We start from the raw sequence: 16,334 nt of genomic DNA, 5'->3' as shown, positions 1-16,334 counted from the left end.
GCCGCGTGGGCTCGGCCGGCCCAGGGCGGCCCGCAGTCCCCCACATCCTCAACCGACCACGGTCACGGTCCCCGCCCCGACGGTCCGCCCACCCTCACGGATGGCGAACCCGAGCCCCGCCTCCAACGGCACCTCCCGCCCCAGTTCCACGGTCATGGCGACGGTGTCGCCGGGCCGTGCCACCGCCACCTCACCGAGATCGACGACCCCCACCACGTCCGCGGTCCGGATGTAGAACTGCGGCCGGTACCCGGAGGAGACAGGCGTCGTCCGCCCACCCTCCCGGGCCGACAGGACGTACACCTGCGCGGAGAATCGCCGGCGCGGCTTCACACTCCCCGGCGCGGCGACCACATGACCCCGCCGAACGGCGTCGCGTGGAACACCCCTCAACAGCAACGCCACGTTGTCCCCGGCCTGCGCCTCGTCCATCGGCTTGCCGAAGGTCTCAAGACCCGTGACCACCGTCTCGACGGACGCCCCGAGCACCTCGACCCGGTCGCCGACGCGCACCAGGCCCCGCTCGACCGCCCCGGTCACCACGGTTCCCCGCCCCGTGATGGTCAGCACGTTCTCCACCGGCAGCAGGAACGGCGCGTCCAGGTACCGCTCGGGCATCGGCACATAGGTGTCCACCGCGTCGAGCAGCGCCTCGATCGACGCCGTCCAGCGCGGGTCCCCCTCCAGCGCCTTCAGCCCGGAGACGCGTACGACGGGCACGGAGTCACCGCCGTAGCCGTGCGCGGTGAGCAGGTCGCGGACCTCCAGCTCGACCAGGTCGGTCAGCTCCTCGTCCCCCGCGTCGGCCTTGTTGAGGGCGACCACGATGTGGTCGACACCCACCTGCCGGGCGAGCAGGACGTGTTCGGCGGTCTGCGGCATGATCCCGTCGAGCGCGGAGACGACGAGGATCGCCCCGTCGAGCTGGGCGGCGCCGGTCACCATGTTCTTGACGTAGTCGGCGTGGCCCGGCATGTCGACGTGCGCGTAGTGCCGGGTGTCGGTCTCGTACTCCACGTGCGCGATGTTGATGGTGATGCCGCGCGCCGCCTCCTCGGGCGCCCGGTCGATCCGGTCGAACGGCACGAACGCGCCACTGCCGCGGTCGGCGAGGACCTTGGTGATGGCGGCGGTCAACGTGGTCTTGCCATGGTCGACATGACCCATCGTGCCGATGTTGAGATGCGGTTTCGTACGGACATAAGCCGTTTTGGACATGGCGTACCTCGAAGCGTCTGATCGGCGGAGAAGAAGGGGGACCCCGAGGACCTGCCCGACCCTCCCCTTGCGGGGTCCGCCGGACGAACCGGAGAGGGTCAGCTTCGGGCGCCGTCCATGACGGCCGTGAGATCGAGGACGGCAGCCTTCGGGGCATCCGTGACCACGGATGCTGCGAGGGGGAAGGCGTGCCGGAACATGCCGTCGATCATTGCCGACGCTTTACCGCACGTCGAATGGTTTTCATCGGCCCTGCGCACAGGCGCGGGGACCGCTCCCTGTGACGCCGGTGAGACGAACCATACGGCGATCACCCACATTTGTCGGTTAGTGTCACTGGATGCTCGATGCCACCACCCGCTCTGGGGGCACCGCCACGGCCTCTCCCCGGGCCACCGCCGCGGAGCTCGCCGTCGCCGTTCCCCCGGCAACGACCGTCACGTCCGCCGTACCGACCCGTTTCGCCGCTCGCTGCACGAGAGTTCTGCTTTCTCCCTATGCCCGACTGTCCCTGCTCGTCGTGCTGCTCGCCGCGGGCGCGTGCGGGGTGCTCCTGTTCGAGCCGCAGAAGCTGCTGACGGAGGGCTGGCCGCCGCAGCTGTCAGGTGCCGCCGCGGCGGCGGTGTTCACGGTGGCGTACGGCGTGTGCACCGTGGCGTTCGTGCCGCGGCCGCTGCTGAACCTCGCGGCGGGTGCGCTGTTCGGCTCGCAACTCGGCCTCGGCGTGGCGCTGACGGGCACGGTGCTCGGCGCCGGCATCGCCTTCTGCCTGGGCCGGGCGCTGGGCCAGGACGCCCTGCGGCCGCTGCTGCGGGGGCGCTGGCTGAAGGCCGCGGACGGCCAGCTCAGCCGGCACGGCTTCCGCTCGATGCTGGCGGTGCGGCTGTTCCCGGGTGTGCCGTTCTGGGCCGCGAACTACTGCGCGTCCGTCTCCCGCATGGGCCTGCTGCCGTTCCTGCTGGCCACGGGCATCGGCTCGATCCCGAACACCGCCGCCTACGCCGTCGCGGGCGCCCGGGCTTCGACCCCGACCTCCCCCGCCTTCCTGATCGCCATGGCGTGCATCGCCCTGCCCGCGCTGGCGGGCGTGGTGGTGGCCTGGCGCAAGCGCCACCGGCTGCGCGACCTCTGACGTTCCGTCACATCAGGCTCAGAACCGTTCCAGCACCATGGCGTTGGCGAGTCCACCCGCCTCGCACATGGTCTGGAGCGCGTACCGGGCGCCTCGTTGCCGCATCGCGTGCACCAGTGTCGTCGTCAGCCGGGTGCCGCTAGCGCCGAGCGGATGCCCGAGCGCGATGGCCCCGCCGTTCACGTTGACCCGGGCGAGGTCGGCGCCGGTCTCCTGCTGCCAGGCCAGTACGACACTGGAGAACGCTTCGTTGACCTCGAACAGGTCGATGTCGTCGAGGGTCAGTGAGGCCCTGCGCAGCACCTTCTCGGTCGCCGGGATGACACCCGTGAGCATCAGCGTCGGGTCGGATCCGGTGACCGCGAAGCTGTGCAGGCGGGCCAGCGGGCGCAGACCGAGCCGGGCCGCCGTCTCGCTGGACGTGATGAGCACCGCCGACGCCCCGTCGTTGATCGGGCTGGCGTTGCCCGCCGTGATGTTCCACTCGATCTGCGGAAAGCGCTCGGCGAAGGCGGGGTCGTGGTAGGCGGGCTTGAGGCCGGCGAGGACCTCGGTGGTGCTGCCGGGGCGCACGCACTCGTCGCGCGTGACGCCCTCAAGGGGTGCGACCTCGGCGTCGAAGAGCCCGCTCTCCCAGGCCTCGGCGGCCTTGTGGTGCGAGGCGACGGCGAAGGCGTCCATCCGTTCGCGGCCGATCGACCACTTGGCCGCGATCAGTTCGGCACTGATCCCCTGCGGCACGAGCCCCTCGGGGTAACGCCTGGCGACTCCGGGGCCGAAGGGGTCCTTGCCCTCGGGCACGTTCGACCACATCGGCACCCGGCTCATCGACTCCACGCCGCAGGCCACGACCATGTCGTACGCGCCCGAGAGCACCCCCTGCGCCGCGAAGTGCACGGCCTGCTGGGAGGAGCCGCACTGGCGGTCCACGGTGGTCGCGGGCACCGACTCCGGGAACCCGGCGGAGAGCACGGCGTAGCGGGTGGTGTTCATGGCCTGCTCGCCGACCTGGTCGACGGTTCCGCCGATGACGTCGTCGATCAGCTCCGGGTCGATCCCGGACCGCTCGACGAGGGTGCGCAGGGTGTGGGCGAGGAGCTCCACGGGGTGGACGTGTGCCAGGGCGCCGTTCGGTTTGCCCTTGCCGATCGGGGTGCGTACGGCTTCGACGATCACTGCGTCACGCATGTGCGGGCCTCCACGACTACCGGTGAGTAGGAAATCCAAACTCACCGTATCCTGCAGCGTTGGAAAATCCAACCCTCTCCTAGACTGATCCTCATGGCCGACCGCAAAGACCCGCGCCCCTGCTCCATCGCCGACACGCTCGCGCTCGTCGGCGAGAAGTACTCCCTGCTCGTGCTGCGGGAGGTGTGTCTGGGCAACGGCCGCTTCGACCAGCTGGTACGCAACACCGGCGCCCCGCGCGACGTCCTGGCCACCCGGCTGCGCCGGCTCGTCGACGCCGGGATCCTGGCCAAGCGCCTCTACAGCGAGCGCCCGCAGCGCTTCGAGTACCGGCCGACACCCGCGGGACTGGAGCTGGAGCCGGCACTGATGACCCTGATGGCGTGGGGCGACCGCCACCTCCGGCCGGACGGCGACCGGCCGATGGTCGTGGAGCACTCCTGCGGGCGGCCCCTCACCCCGGCCGTCACCTGCCGCGCCTGCGGCGAGGAGGTGCGGCACGAGGACCTCACGGCCCGGCCCCAGACCCCGGGCTGGACGGTGGCCGGACCCACCCCGGCCTGATCGCCGCTGGTCGGGAGCGGCTTCCAAACCCCTGTGTCCGGTAGGCCGTCCGGGGACGCTACGCTTCCCCCTCGGCACACATGATCCCCCGTTCATCGCAACGGCGGCCCGGTGCGCCCGTCGCCCGTCCCACGATCGGCACTTGGACTCCGCTACCTCATGTCTTGGTTCGAATCACTCATCCTCGGACTCGTCCAGGGGCTGACCGAGTTCCTCCCCGTCTCCTCCAGCGCCCACCTGCGGCTGACGGCGGCCTTCTCGGGATGGGAGGACCCGGGCGCGGCCTTCACGGCGATCACGCAGATCGGCACCGAGGCGGCCGTGCTGATCTACTTCCGCAAGGACATCGGGCGGATCATCTCGGCCTGGGCGCGTTCGCTCACCGACAAGTCGCTGCGCGGGGACCCCGACGCCCGGATGGGCTGGCTGGTCATCGTCGGCTCGATCCCGATCGGTGTGCTCGGCGTGACGCTGAAGGACCAGATCGAGGGCCCGTTCCGCGATCTGCGGATCACCGCGACGATGCTGATCGTCATGGGCATCGTCCTGGGCGTCGCCGACCGGCTCGCGGCCCGCGACGAAAGCGGGGGCAAGCACCGCGCGCCCAAGCAGCGCAAGGCCCTCGAGGACCTGGGTGTGCGGGACGGCCTGATCTACGGCGTCTGCCAGGCCATGGCGCTCATCCCGGGCGTCTCGCGCTCCGGTGCCACCATCAGCGGCGGTCTGTTCATGGGCTACAAGCGCGAGGCCGCGGCCCGCTACTCCTTCCTGCTCGCCATCCCCGCCGTGCTCGCCTCCGGCGTGTTCGAGCTGAAGGACGCCACGGAGGGCGGCCACGTCTCGTGGGGTCCCACGATCTTCGCGACGATCATCGCCTTCGGCGTCGGATACGCGGTGATCGCATGGTTCATGAAGTTCATCTCGACCAAGAGCTTCATGCCGTTCGTCTACTACCGCATCGTGCTCGGCATCGTCATCATCGCCCTGGTCAGCGTGGGTGCGCTGAGCCCGCACGCCGCCGAGTCGGCGGGCTGAGCACGAGGGTCTGTGACCGCGGTCTCGTGACCAACCGCATAGCCGTGGGGTAGCCGTCCGGTAGCGGGCTGTCAGTGGCTGCCCCTAGGCTTGTCCGCATGTCCCCCGATTTCGTGACCCCTGGTTCCGTGCGTTCCGCTGCCGAGGTCAACGAGGAGATCCGTGCGCTGTGGCAGCGCACGGGCGGCACCCTGTCGGCCGAGGAGCGCGCGGAGTACGAGCTTCTCGTCGTCGAATGGGCCGCCGCTCTCCGAGGCGGCGTCGTCAAGGCGGCCTGAGCGGCTCCACAGTCCCCCTCTCCGACTCGTACCACCGTTCTCTCTGGTCGTACCGCACTCTTCAGGCGCGCAGTCGCGCCAGTACCTCGTCGTGGACGGCGAACGGCCGCTCCTCGGGCAACAGCCCCGCGGCCGACTCCAGTTGCCCTGCCCGCACCAGCTCGTGGATCTCCGTGGCGAGCGGTGTGACGTCCTCGATCCCGACGATCCACTCGTCCGCGTACCGCGCGGCCGCCTCCCCCGCGAGCCCCAGCTGGAGCGACCGGTGGGGCAGCGGATCGAGCCGCAGATCCCGTTCCGGGTCCCACTGCACCCGCGCGGGCGCCTGCCTCAACTGCCGCTTCCAGGAGGCCTGGTCGCCGTGCAGGGCGGGGACGTGGTGGGACAGGCAGGCGTTGCGCAGCGCCCAGAGGAAGCCCTCGCGGTCGATCTCGATCGCCAGGACGGTCTCCTGGCCCTCCTTGGTGCCCCAGCCGCAGCGGTACATCATCCACAGGAACGAGGGCTTGATCCAGGTCATGCGCTCCCGTTTCCAGGAGGCCGGGAAGCGGCCGTGGCGGGCGGCAGGGCCGCCGATCTCCGGGCGGTAGGCCTGGTAGACGGTGAGCGTGGACTCGGTGTGGCGGGCCCTCACCTGGTACTTCGGTTCGTGTCGTTCGTTCACGCACGACAGGCTGGGCCCCGGCACCCCTCGGCGGCCAGCGAATATCGGGCACGCACGGCTCTTGGCCCGGCCCTCGCCATGGCCAACACTGAGCCGATGACGCAGCGCGTGGAACTCGCCACCGTGAGAGACCGGCTGGCCGTCGACGGACTGATCACCGACTACGCGGTGGCGGTCGACGACGGTGACTGGGAGGGATATCGAGGCCTGTTCGCTCCTCGCGGGCGGGCGGACTACCGCTCGGCCGGCGGCATCGAGGGAGAGGCCCGGGCGGTCGCCGACTGGCTCGCACAGAGCCTGGAGCTGTTCCCGATGCGGCAGCATCTGATCGTCAACCGGCGGGTGCGCTTCGGGCTCTGGGAGCAGGACACCGGCGACACGGCCGAGGTCCAGGCCGACTACGTCAACCCCATGGCCACCACCGGACCCGCTCCCGACTTCGTGTGCGGCGGCCGGTACGCCTTCGCGGCGCTGCGCACGGCCGACGGCTGGCGGCTGAGCGAGGTGGTCGTACGGGAGAAGTGGCGCCGCCTTCCCGAGCCGAAGAGCGCACCTGCGGCGACCTGACCCGGCTCGGAAGCAGCGGCGGTGCCTTCCCGGGCCGGACAAGGCACCTGTGGTCAACTGACCGGGCGTCCTGTGTCCTAGATCGTCCGCGGAGCGCACACTGGAGGCACCCGCGGGTAGGAGGCGCCTATGAAGACGCTCGGCCACTGGCCCGCCTCCCCCTGGCGCCGCTCGGCCGCCGCGGCGGTCGCGGGCGCCCTCCCCGTCCTCGCCTTCCCCGCGCCGTCCCTGTGGTGGTGCGCCTACATCGCCCTCGTGCCCTGGCTCCTGCTGCTGCGCACCGCGCCGACCGGGAAGCGCGCCGCGTACGACGGCTGGAGCGGCGGCTTCGGCTTCATGCTGGCCATGCACCACTGGCTGCTGCCGAGCCTGAACGTGTTCACCTTCCTCATCGCCGCCCTCCTGGGCGCCCTGTGGGCCCCGTGGGGCCTGCTGGTGCGCCACCTCCTGGGCGGCCTCCCCTCCGGCAGCCGGGTCGCGGGGGCTCTGCTGGTGCTGCCGTCGGGCTGGCTGGCCGTCGAGCTGGTGCGCTCCTGGCAGGGGCTCGGCGGCCCCTGGGGCATGCTCGGCAGCAGCCAGTGGCAGGCCGAGCCCGCGCTGCGGCTCGCCTCGGTCGGCGGGGTGTGGCTGCTCAGCTACCTGCTCGTGGCCGTCAACGTGGCGGTCGCCGTCCTCGTCGCGGTCCGCCGGGCCCGGGTGCCCGCCGTGGCCGGTCTGGTCGCCACGGCCGCGGCCACCTCCGCCGCCTGGGCGTTCTCACCCCGCCCCGCCGTCGACGGCCGCGTCAGGATCGCGGTCGTACAGCCGGGCGTCATCGCCGGCCCCGACGGCCGGTTCGACCGGGAGGAGCAGCTCACCCGGCGCCTCGCCGGGCAGGACGTCGACCTGATCGTCTGGGGTGAGAGCAGCGTCGGTTTCGACCTCGGGGACCGGCCCGACCTCGCCCGGAGGCTCGCGGACCTCTCCCGTGCGACGGGCGCCGACATCCTGGTCAACGTGGACGCCCGGCGCTCCGACAAGCCCGGCATCTACAAGAGCTCGGTCCTGGTCGGGCCCGACGGCCTGACCGGCGAGCGCTACGACAAGATGCGGCTCGTGCCGTTCGGCGAGTACATCCCGGCCCGCTCCCTGCTCGGCTGGGCCACCTCGGTCGGCAAGGCCGCGGGCGAGGACCGCAGGCGCGGCTCGCTGCCGGTCGTGATGAACGTCGGCGACGATCTGCGCGTCGGCCCGCTGGTGTGCTTCGAGACCGCCTTCCCGGACATGACCCGCCACCTCACCCGGGAGGGCGCCGACGTGCTGGTCGGCCAGTCGTCGACGTCCTCGTTCCAGCACAGCTGGGCGCCCGAGCAGCACGCGTCGCTGGCCGCGCTGCGGGCCGCCGAGACCGGCCGCCCCATGGTGCACTCGACCCTGACGGGCGTCTCCGCCGTCTACGGCCCGGACGGGCAGCGCGTCGGGTCGTGGCTCGGCACGGAGGCCTCCGCCGCCCTGGTCTACGACCTCCCCCTCGCCCACGGCACCACGCCCTACGTCCGCCACGGCGACTGGGCGGTGCACGCGGCGATGCTGATCCTCGCTCTGTGGGCCGCCGGCGAGGGCGGACGGGCCCTGCGGATCAGGCGGTCCGCTCCTGAACCGCGCGTACGACCCGCTCGCACAGTTCATGGGTCTCCAGTGCGTCCCGGGCGCTGAGCACCCTGCCGGCCCGGACCGCGTCGAGGAAGGCGAGCACCGCCTGCTCGATCCCGCGCTGCCGGGCCACCGGCACCCAGTCACCGCGTCGCCGCACAGTCGGCTGCCCCTTGTGGTCGACGACCTCGGCGAGATTGACCACCTGCCGTTTGGTGTCCTGCCCGGACACCTCGAGGACCTCCTCGGCGGAACCGCTGAGCCTGTTCATCACGCCGAGCGCGGTGAAGCCGTCCCCGGCGAGCTGGAGCACCAGGTGGTGCAGCAGCCCGTCCCGGACCCGGGCCCGCACGGTGACGTCGTCGATCTCGCCGGGAACGAGGAAGCGCAGGGTGTCGACGACGTGGATGAAGTCGTCCAGGATCATCGCGCGGGGCTCCTCCGGCAACCCGATGCGGTTCTTCTGCATGAGGATGAGCTCACGCGGATGGTCCGCGCACTGGGTGTAGCCGGGGGCGTGGCGCCGGTTGAAGCCGACGGCGAGGCTGACGTCCCGTTCCTCGGCGAGCGCCACCAGCCGCGCGGAGTCCTCGAGTTCGTAGGCGAGCGGCTTGTCGACGTAGGTCGGTACGCCCGCCTGGAGAAGCCGCGTCACGATCTCCGGGTGCACGAGGGTGGGGGCGTGCACGAAGGCCGCGTCGAGATCCGCCGCGAGCAGCGAGTCGAGGGTGGTGTGCCGTCGCTCCCGCGGGATGTGGAGGCTCTCGGCGACCCGGTCGAGCGTGGCGGGCGTACGGGTCTGCAGGTGCAGTTCGACGCCCGGCTGGAGGGCGAGGACCGGGAGGTAGGCCTTCTGCGCGATGTCGCCGAGTCCGATGCAGCCGACCTTCACGGGGTGATCTCCTCTAACCGTTGCCTGCCGGGGTTTGCTCGGAGCATACGGCGTCCGTCTGCGGGGGCCGCCAGTCGGCGATGCCGTCGAAGCCGCGCAGGAACAGGGCGGGCCCGGCCTTCGACAGCAGCCTCATGGCCGTGTCGCGCAGGGCGAGACCGGTCCGGCTGCTCATCAGGCTGAGGCGGGACGCCTTCACGGCCTGGCGGGCGATGGCGGTCGTGCGGGGGCGCCGGGCGGTGGTGTAGGCGGCGAGGTCGTCGCAGTGGTGAGCGAGGACGACGGCGTCCTCGATGGCCAGGTTGCCGCCCTGGCCGAGACTCGGCGGCATGGCGTGCGCGGCGTCGCCGAGCAGCGCGACCCGGCCGTGGTGGTAGGCGGGCAGGGGGTCGGCGATGTGGTGGACGTCGTGACGCAGTACGTCCTCGGGGCGAACGGCGGCGAGCACGGCGGGGATGGGGGCGTGCCAGTCGCCGAAGAGGCGCAGCAGCTCCGACTTCTCGTCGTCGGACGCCCGTTCGCCTGCGGGGGTGGTGGCGCCGGCGTAGGCGTAGACGCGGCCGTCCTTCAGCGGGTGAGTGCCCCAGAGGCGGCCCGGGCCCCAGGTCTCGTGCGAGGCGAACCGGGCTCCGGGCGCGGGGATCACGACCCGCCAGGTCGTCCAGCCCGAGTAGACGGCGCCCGGGTGGTGCGGGAAGAGCGTTCCGCGCACGGCCGACCGGATCCCGTCCGCGCCGACCACCAGGTCGGCCTCGAGGTCGCCGTCCGCGGTCGCCACGCGGGCCGCCCGGGCAGGACCGCCGCTGTCGGCGAGGGTCGCGGCGGCGTTCGTCCGGACGGCTCCGGCGGGCAGCAGCGCGGCCAGCCGCTCGATCAGGGTCGCGCGGTGCAGCAGCACGAGTGGCCCGCCGAAGCGCCGGGCTGCGGCCTCGGCGGAAGAGCGGGACAGCCACCGCCCCTGCGGGCTGCGCAGTCCGCCGTCCCCGGACCAGGCGGCGAGGTCGCGGATCTCGTCGCCGAGGCCGATGACGTCCAGCGCGCGCAGGGAGTTGGGCGCGAGGGAGATCGCCGCACCGACCGGTTCCAGCGAGCGGGCCCGCTCCAGCACGGTGACCCGCACGCCGCGCTGGTGCAGGGCGACCGCAGCCGTCAGACCGCCGATCCCGCCGCCGATCACGACGGCATGTCCGGGCTGTTCCATGACCCCTCCTTAAGCGACTACATCTGTAGTGAGGACTTCGACGTTACTACACCTGTAGTCGGAGGGGTAGCGTGAACCCCATGCCCGCACGCACCGAAGGCCCCGCCCGCTCCGACCTCGTCGCCGACACCGCCCTCGCCCTGCTCGCCGAGCGCGGGATGCGCGGCCTGACGCACCGGGCGGTCGACGAGCTGGCCGAGCTCCCCCAGGGCTCGACGTCGAACCTCGCGCGGACCAGGCAGGCCCTGCTGGAGCTGGCGGTTCGGCGCCTGGCCGACCGTGAGGCCCGGGTGCTGGCCCTGCACGAGATGCCGGGCCCCGAGGCCGGTGCCGGCTCCCTGGCGGACGCCCTGGCCGTGGCGACCCACCGGGCCCTGACGCAGCACCGCGCGCTCACCCTCGCCCGCTACGAACTGGCCCTGGAGGCGACGCGCCGCCCCGAGCTGCGGGCCTTCTTCGACGCCACGGGCGCCCGCTTCCGGGACCAACTCACCGTGCTGGTCGCCGCAATGGGCTCGACGGATCCGGCCCGGCACACCCTCTCGCTGATCGCCTGGGCGGACGGGCTGATGTTCAGCTGCGTGGCGGGGTCGTTCGGTGCCGACGCGCCGAGTCTGGAGGAGGTGCGGGCCGGCCTGCGGGAACTCCTGCAGGGGATGCTCGGGGGCTGAAAACCTGGTGGTGCGGCACGGGCGGCTCGGAAAGGATGCGTCCATGACGAACGAACGCCGAGAGCCCTCCACCTTCGCCGACGAGCGCACGATGCTGGAGGGCTGGCTGGACTACCACCGCCAGACCCTCGCCTGGAAGTGCGAGGGCCTGAGCGACGAGCAGCTCAGGACCGCGGCCGTCGAGCCGTCCGACCTGTCCCTGATGGGGCTGGTCCGGCACATGGCGGACGTGGAGCGGAACTGGTTCCGCCGGGTGCTGACGGGCGAGGACGTGCAGCCCATCTACTGGAGCGACGAGAACCGGGACGGCGAGTTCCACCTCACCGAGGCGGACACCTGGCAGGATGCCCACACCACCTGGCAGGCCGAGATCGAGACGGCCCGGCGCAACGCAGCCCGCTTCGGCCTCGACGACATCACCGAGGGCAAGCACCGGCGCACCGGCGAGCGGTTCAACCTGCGGTGGCTCTACACCCACATGATCGAGGAGTACGCGCGGCACAACGGTCACGCCGACCTGCTCCGCGAGCGCATCGACGGCGCGACCGGCGACTGACTCACCGCCGTCACACACCGCGCCACCACCCCTCACCTCACCGCCGCCACGGCACCACTGCACGTCACCCGGCGCCACCGGACAAAACCCGGCATCGCCGGGCGTCACCCCCGTCGCACGAGAGCCCTCCGTACGGGGCGCGAGATCACCCGTGCGGGGCAACCTCCGCCTGTCCGACGCCTCAACGCGGGTTGGACGCACCAGAGTTGCCCGGGTGCATCGAACGACGACCACAGCGACGCTCCTGGTGACCGTGGCGGTCTCGGCCCTCTCCGGCTGTACGACGGTCCCGCCTTCCGCCGCGCCGGAGCCCTCGGTCGCACCGTCCCGGCCGTCGGCGCCGGAGCCGGGGGGCGCGGCGGAGACCCCGATCGTGCAGGCACCGGCCCGCGAGGCCCTGCTGCTCATCGAAGAGGCGTCCCACAGCCCGGCGGCAGCCGTGTCACCGACCGGCCCGGCCGCTCCCCCGGCGGCCTCGCAGTCGCTGGGGGCGCCGCAGCGCGGGCATCGCGACGTCCGTCCGCGCCCCGCCCGTCCGGAACGCCCCGAGCCCGCACCACGACGCCCCCAGCGGCCGCACGCCGATGTCCGCGACGTGTCGGAGGCGGTACGCCAGAACATCGAGAAGAGCGTCCCGAGCAACAACGCGGACGTGTGCGCGCTGGGCAGGCGCTACGGGCGATGGCGGGCGGACAGCCCGGAGGCGACGATCTGCCGCGACACGTACGGGCGTTGACCTGTCGCCTCAGGGCCGTTGACGAGGCGGCGTCCACGTCCCCGGGGCGCCGCCCTCCCCCAACCGGGACTCCAGCCGTCCGATGGCCGCCCACACGCCCTCGGCGTAGCCGTCGTCGGTGAGGGCGGTGGCGGCCTCCCGGGCCCACCGCAGGTGTGTGCGGGCTGCGTCACCGCGCCCCAGCCTGACGTAGTCGTCGGCCAGGTTCAGGTGCAGGGAGGGGTAGAGCGCGGCCACCGCCGCCACCGCGAGGGCCTCCTCCCCGGCCTCACCGGCGGCCGTCAACGCGCGCAGGTCCCAGGCCAGTTCGTCCACCGGGTCGTCCTGGGTGTCGGCGAGGTAGTGGGCGAGGGTGCAGCGGTGCAGCGGGTCGCCGTGCTCGCCGATCTCCGCCCACAGGCCGAGGAACCGGCGCCGTGCCTCCTCGCGGTCCCCCGCGTGGTGCAGCATGACCACCTGCCCGATCCGGGTCAGCACGGCATCGGGCGCCGCCTGCTCCTGTCGCTCCGCCACGACGCCCTCCGCGCACTCGCCGGCTGTTCCCGCCGACGCTAACCGCAGGCGGGGGCGATCCGGCTCAGGCGGCTCCGGACACCACCGGGCCCGTCACCGCACACTCCCGCGCGGCTACGGACACCCCATCGCCCCCTCACCTCGGCCGGCAGGTCTCAGCCCAGGTTCGGGATCGTCCAGTCGATCGGCGTGTGGCCCTGCGCCGCCACAGCCTCGTTGATCTGCGTGAAGGGGCGCGAGCCGAAGAACTTCTTAGCCGAAAGGGGGGAGGGATGGGCGCCCTTGATCACGATGTGCCGGGACTCGTCGATCAGCGGGAGCTTCTTCTGCGCGTAGTTGCCCCACAGCACGAAGACCGCCGGATCGGGGCGCTCGGCCACGGCCCGGATCACGGCGTCGGTGAACTTCTCCCAGCCGCGGCCCTTGTGCGAGTTGGCCTCGCCGCCGCGGACCGTGAGGACCGCGTTGAGCAGCAGCACGCCCTGCTCGGCCCACGGCATCAGATAGCCGTTGTCCGGGATCGGCGTGCCCAGCTCCTGGTGCATCTCCTTGTAGATGTTGCGCAGGGACGGCGGGATCCGCACGCCCGGCCGGACCGAGAAGCACAGACCGTGCCCCTGGCCCTCGCCGTGGTAGGGGTCCTGACCGAGGATCAGGACCTTGACCTCCTCGTACGGCGTGGCGTCCAGCGCCGCGAAGACCTCCTCGCGCGGCGGGTGGACGGGACCCTTCGCCCGCTCCTCCTCGACGAACTCCGTCAGCTCCTTGAACCAGGGCTGCTGCAGCTCGTCGCCCAGAACCCCGCGCCAGGACTCGGGCAGCATGGCGGTGTCGGTCACGTCAACGTCCTCACGATGTGCGGTCACTTCCAGGCCACAGAACCTACAGGCGACCACTGACAACGCGCCCGGCGAAGCCCGGTGCCGGACCGCCTACCAGGCGGTCTTGCGGTGCAGCTCCCACATCATCATGATCGTCGACGGGTCCATGGCCCGCTCCGCGCCCGAGATGTCCGCGCTGGCCGCCACGTACTGCCGCCCCTGCCACAGCGGCAGCAGCCGCGCGTCGTCCACCAGGATCTGCTGGGCCTCCTCGAACTCCTTCACCACGTTCGCGCGGTCGCTCTCCCGGCGCGAGCGGGGCAGCAGGTCGCCGGTGATCTCGGGCGCCGGGTAGGGCGTGCCGAGGGCGTTCTGGTCGCCGACGAACGGCGCGATGAAGTTCTCGGCGTCCGGGAAGTCGGGGAACCAGCCCCGCCCGAAGACCGGGTACTCACCCTTCTGGTAGCCCTCGACGTACGTCTTCCAGGGCCGGCTCTTCAGGCTGATCGTGAACAGGCCGGAGGCCTCGAGCTGGCGCTCAAGCTCCTTGAACTCCCCGGCGGTCTCGGAGCCGTAGCGGTCGCTGGTGTACCAGAGGGTGAGCGGGACGCGCCGGTTGATGCCCGCTTCGGTGAGGATCTTGCGGGCCTTGGCGATGTCGGGGTCGCCGTAATCGTCGAAGAAACCCGTGGTGTGGCCCGTGAGGCCCTTGGGGACCATGGAGTACAGCGGGTCCACGGTGTCCTTGTAGACCTTGTGGGCGATCGCCGCCCGGTCGACGACCTGCGCGATGGCCTGGCGGACGGCCTTCTTGCTCGCCCAGGGGTCCTTCGGGTTGAACACCAGGTAGTTGATGTCGGTGCCGGTGCCCTCGACGAGCTGGATCTCCTCGTCCTTCGAGGACTTGCCCTGGAGCTCGACGACGTCACCCGCCGCCAGACCTCGGTAGGTCACGTCGATCTTCTTGTCCCGCAGCGCCGTCACCATGGCGTCGGAGTCCTGGAAGTAGCGGACGGTCACCGCGTCGTTCCGGCGCTCGGCGTAACCCTTGTAGGAGTCGTTGCGGACGAGGACGGCCTCTTTGCCCTCGGAGTACGAGTCGAGGGTGTACGGCCCGGACCCGACCACGTCGTCGCCCTTGCGCAGGCTGTCGTCCGGGTAGGCGTCCGGGGACACGATCGACATGGCGGGGGTGGCGAGCACGAACGGGAAGGTCGAGTCGGGCTTGTTGAGGTGGAAGACCACCTCACGCTCGTTCGGTGCCTGGACCCGCTCGAGACTGCCCAGGAGACCGGCGGGGCCGCCGTTGACGTTGATCTTCCGGATCCGGTCGAAGGAGTACTTCACCGCTTGGGCGTCGAGCGCGTCGCCGTTGGAGAACTTCAGGCCCTCGCGCAGCTCACAGCGGTAGACCTGGTTCGAGGAGTCGCTGAAGCCGCAGCTCTCGGCGGCGTCCGGCTGAGGCGTGCTCGCGCCCGTCGGATAGCTCAGGAGCGTCTGGTAGATGTTGCGGAACAGCTCCCAGGAGCTGTCCCACGACGCGGCAGGGTCGAGCGTGCTGGGCGAACTGGTGGTGCCCACGACGATCGGTCCTTCGTCCTCCGGGGTGTCGGACGACAGCACGCCGCACCCGGCGAGCAGGGCCGATATGGACGCGATGGCCGCCACCCGCCGCAGGCATCGGTTCCGCTTGAACACGCGCACGCTCCTCGATCTGCCATACCAAGGGTCGGCAGACCATACCGCAGTGCCGCGCCCGCTGACCCTCCCCGTCCATGACCTCTTGATCGATAAACCTTTGACGACGTTGTCATCGCGCTTTGCGGTGTTTTTACGCCGGCACGGGCGCCGTTCCTGTCGGCGGGCGCCCGTGCCTGACCCCGTGCGCGGTCCTCGTCAGCCGGTTCCGGCGTTGAGGAAGATGCCGCCGTCGACGACGAGCGTCTGGCCGGTGACCCAGTCGGACTGCCCGGAGGTGAGGAACGCGGCCGCGCCCCCGATGTCGGAGGGCACACCGAGCCGGCCGAGCGGGTAGGCCGCCGCGGCCTCCTCCTCCCGGCCCTCGTACAGGGCCTGGGCGAACTTGGTCTTCACGACGGCCGGAGCGATCGCGTTGACCCGCACCTTGGGCGCGAACTCGTGCGCGAGCTGCACGGTGAGGTTGATCATCGCGGCCTTGCTGACGCCGTAGGCACCGATGAACGGCGAGGGTGAGAGGCCCGCGACGGAGGCGATGTTGACGATCGCGCCGCCGTTGTCCTTCTGCCAGGCGTGCCAGGTCCGCTGGGCGAAGCCGAGCGCCGAGACGACGTTGGTCTCGAACACCTTGCGGGCGACGTTCAGGTCGAGGTCCGCGATCGGGCCGAACACCGGGTTGGTGCCCGCGTTGTTGACCAGGTAGTCGACGCGGCCGAAGGCCTCCATCGTGCGCTCGACGGCGACGGCCTGGTGGGCCTCGTCGTGCGCCTTGCCCGCCACGTAGACGGCGCGGTCGGTGCCGAGCTGCTCGACGGCCTCCTTGAGGGCGTCCTCGTTGCGGCCGGTGATGCACACGCGGTCGCCGCGCGCGACGAGGGCCTCGGCCACGCCGTAGCCGATGCCGCGGCTGGCGCCCGTGACGAGGGCGACCTTGCCGGAGAGTTCCACGGAAGTCATGTTCTTCGTCC

General features: G+C 71.6%; 18 protein-coding genes. 9 read left to right on the top strand and 9 right to left on the bottom strand.

Annotation, left to right across the window (positions count from 1 at the left end; all coding sequences use genetic code 11):
- Window positions 1-48 precede the first annotated feature (48 nt).
- Window positions 49-1,218, bottom strand: a complete 1,170-nt coding sequence (gene tuf, locus AB0B29_RS23955) for an elongation factor Tu (protein WP_362243237.1) — start codon at window positions 1,216-1,218, stop codon at window positions 49-51.
- 340 nt (window positions 1,219-1,558) lie between these two features.
- Between tuf and AB0B29_RS23950 the strand changes: the two genes are divergently transcribed.
- A complete protein-coding gene (locus AB0B29_RS23950) occupies window positions 1,559-2,350 on the top strand; it encodes a TVP38/TMEM64 family protein (protein WP_362243234.1) in 792 nt (263 codons plus the stop codon).
- Between the two features lie 18 nt (window positions 2,351-2,368).
- On the opposite strand, the gene AB0B29_RS23945 is transcribed toward AB0B29_RS23950, so the two are convergent.
- Entirely contained in the window at window positions 2,369-3,538 is a 1,170-nt protein-coding gene (locus AB0B29_RS23945) for a thiolase family protein (RefSeq protein WP_362243232.1), read from the bottom strand.
- A gap of 93 nt (window positions 3,539-3,631) precedes the next feature.
- On the opposite strand from AB0B29_RS23945, the gene AB0B29_RS23940 reads away from it, so the two are divergent.
- The 3 genes from AB0B29_RS23940 (at window position 3,632) to AB0B29_RS23930 (ending at window position 5,415) form a co-directional block, all read left to right on the top strand.
- Window positions 3,632-4,102, top strand: coding sequence for a winged helix-turn-helix transcriptional regulator (locus AB0B29_RS23940; RefSeq protein WP_362243230.1), 471 nt, complete (start codon window positions 3,632-3,634; stop codon window positions 4,100-4,102).
- A 159-nt stretch (window positions 4,103-4,261) separates the two neighbouring features.
- Window positions 4,262-5,137, top strand: a complete 876-nt coding sequence (locus tag AB0B29_RS23935) for an undecaprenyl-diphosphate phosphatase (RefSeq protein ID WP_362243227.1) — start codon at window positions 4,262-4,264, stop codon at window positions 5,135-5,137.
- Between the two features lie 98 nt (window positions 5,138-5,235).
- Complete coding sequence (locus tag AB0B29_RS23930; RefSeq protein ID WP_104781900.1) at window positions 5,236-5,415, top strand: hypothetical protein; 180 nt, start codon at window positions 5,236-5,238, stop codon at window positions 5,413-5,415.
- Window positions 5,416-5,476: 61 nt separating this feature from the next.
- Here the strand turns inward: AB0B29_RS23930 and AB0B29_RS23925 are convergent, their stop codons facing one another.
- Entirely contained in the window at window positions 5,477-6,079 is a 603-nt protein-coding gene (locus AB0B29_RS23925; RefSeq protein ID WP_362243224.1) for a DUF4291 domain-containing protein, read from the bottom strand.
- Between the two features lie 96 nt (window positions 6,080-6,175).
- Here AB0B29_RS23925 and AB0B29_RS23920 point away from each other — a divergent pair, with 96 nt between their 5' ends.
- Together AB0B29_RS23920 and lnt are read left to right on the top strand one after the other, a co-directional pair.
- Entirely contained in the window at window positions 6,176-6,646 is a 471-nt protein-coding gene (locus AB0B29_RS23920; protein WP_362243221.1) for a nuclear transport factor 2 family protein, read from the top strand.
- A gap of 129 nt (window positions 6,647-6,775) precedes the next feature.
- Complete coding sequence (gene lnt / locus AB0B29_RS23915; RefSeq protein WP_362243218.1) at window positions 6,776-8,341, top strand: apolipoprotein N-acyltransferase; 1,566 nt, start codon at window positions 6,776-6,778, stop codon at window positions 8,339-8,341.
- Here the strand turns inward: lnt and AB0B29_RS23910 are convergent.
- Entirely contained in the window at window positions 8,265-9,170 is a 906-nt protein-coding gene (locus AB0B29_RS23910; protein ID WP_362243216.1) for a Gfo/Idh/MocA family protein, read from the bottom strand. The two genes, lnt and AB0B29_RS23910, sit on opposite strands and share 77 nt — an antisense overlap.
- A 13-nt stretch (window positions 9,171-9,183) precedes the next feature.
- Entirely contained in the window at window positions 9,184-10,371 is a 1,188-nt protein-coding gene (locus AB0B29_RS23905; RefSeq protein ID WP_362243214.1) for an FAD-dependent monooxygenase, read from the bottom strand.
- Window positions 10,372-10,451: 80 nt separating this feature from the next.
- Here AB0B29_RS23905 and AB0B29_RS23900 point away from each other — a divergent pair, with 80 nt between their 5' ends.
- The 3 genes from AB0B29_RS23900 to AB0B29_RS23890 all read left to right on the top strand — a co-directional run bounded on the left by AB0B29_RS23900 (window position 10,452) and on the right by AB0B29_RS23890 (window position 12,334).
- Window positions 10,452-11,042 (top strand): TetR/AcrR family transcriptional regulator, encoded by a 591-nt coding sequence (locus AB0B29_RS23900; RefSeq protein ID WP_362243211.1) that lies wholly within the window; start codon window positions 10,452-10,454, stop codon window positions 11,040-11,042.
- Window positions 11,043-11,085: 43 nt separating this feature from the next.
- A complete protein-coding gene (locus AB0B29_RS23895) occupies window positions 11,086-11,598 on the top strand; it encodes a DinB family protein (RefSeq protein ID WP_362243208.1) in 513 nt (170 codons plus the stop codon).
- 214 nt (window positions 11,599-11,812) lie between these two features.
- Window positions 11,813-12,334 (top strand): hypothetical protein, encoded by a 522-nt coding sequence (locus AB0B29_RS23890; RefSeq protein ID WP_362243206.1) that lies wholly within the window; start codon window positions 11,813-11,815, stop codon window positions 12,332-12,334.
- Window positions 12,335-12,343: 9 nt separating this feature from the next.
- Here the strand turns inward: AB0B29_RS23890 and AB0B29_RS23885 are convergent, their stop codons facing one another.
- From AB0B29_RS23885 to AB0B29_RS23870, 4 genes are all read right to left on the bottom strand, one after another.
- Entirely contained in the window at window positions 12,344-12,847 is a 504-nt protein-coding gene (locus AB0B29_RS23885; protein ID WP_362243204.1) for a hypothetical protein, read from the bottom strand.
- Between the two features lie 155 nt (window positions 12,848-13,002).
- Complete coding sequence (locus AB0B29_RS23880; protein ID WP_362243201.1) at window positions 13,003-13,686, bottom strand: uracil-DNA glycosylase; 684 nt, start codon at window positions 13,684-13,686, stop codon at window positions 13,003-13,005.
- Window positions 13,687-13,779: 93 nt separating this feature from the next.
- A complete protein-coding gene (locus tag AB0B29_RS23875; protein WP_362243199.1) occupies window positions 13,780-15,366 on the bottom strand; it encodes an ABC transporter substrate-binding protein in 1,587 nt (528 codons plus the stop codon).
- Between the two features lie 198 nt (window positions 15,367-15,564).
- Entirely contained in the window at window positions 15,565-16,323 is a 759-nt protein-coding gene (locus AB0B29_RS23870; protein ID WP_362243196.1) for an SDR family oxidoreductase, read from the bottom strand.
- Window positions 16,324-16,334: the final 11 nt, after the last annotated feature.

This window comes from Streptomyces tibetensis (assembly GCF_040647715.1).
GTDB lineage: Bacteria > Actinomycetota > Actinomycetes > Streptomycetales > Streptomycetaceae > Streptomyces > Streptomyces tibetensis_A.
The sequence above is the reverse complement of the archived record's forward strand: the minus strand, read 5'-3'. Positions and strand labels throughout refer to the sequence as shown.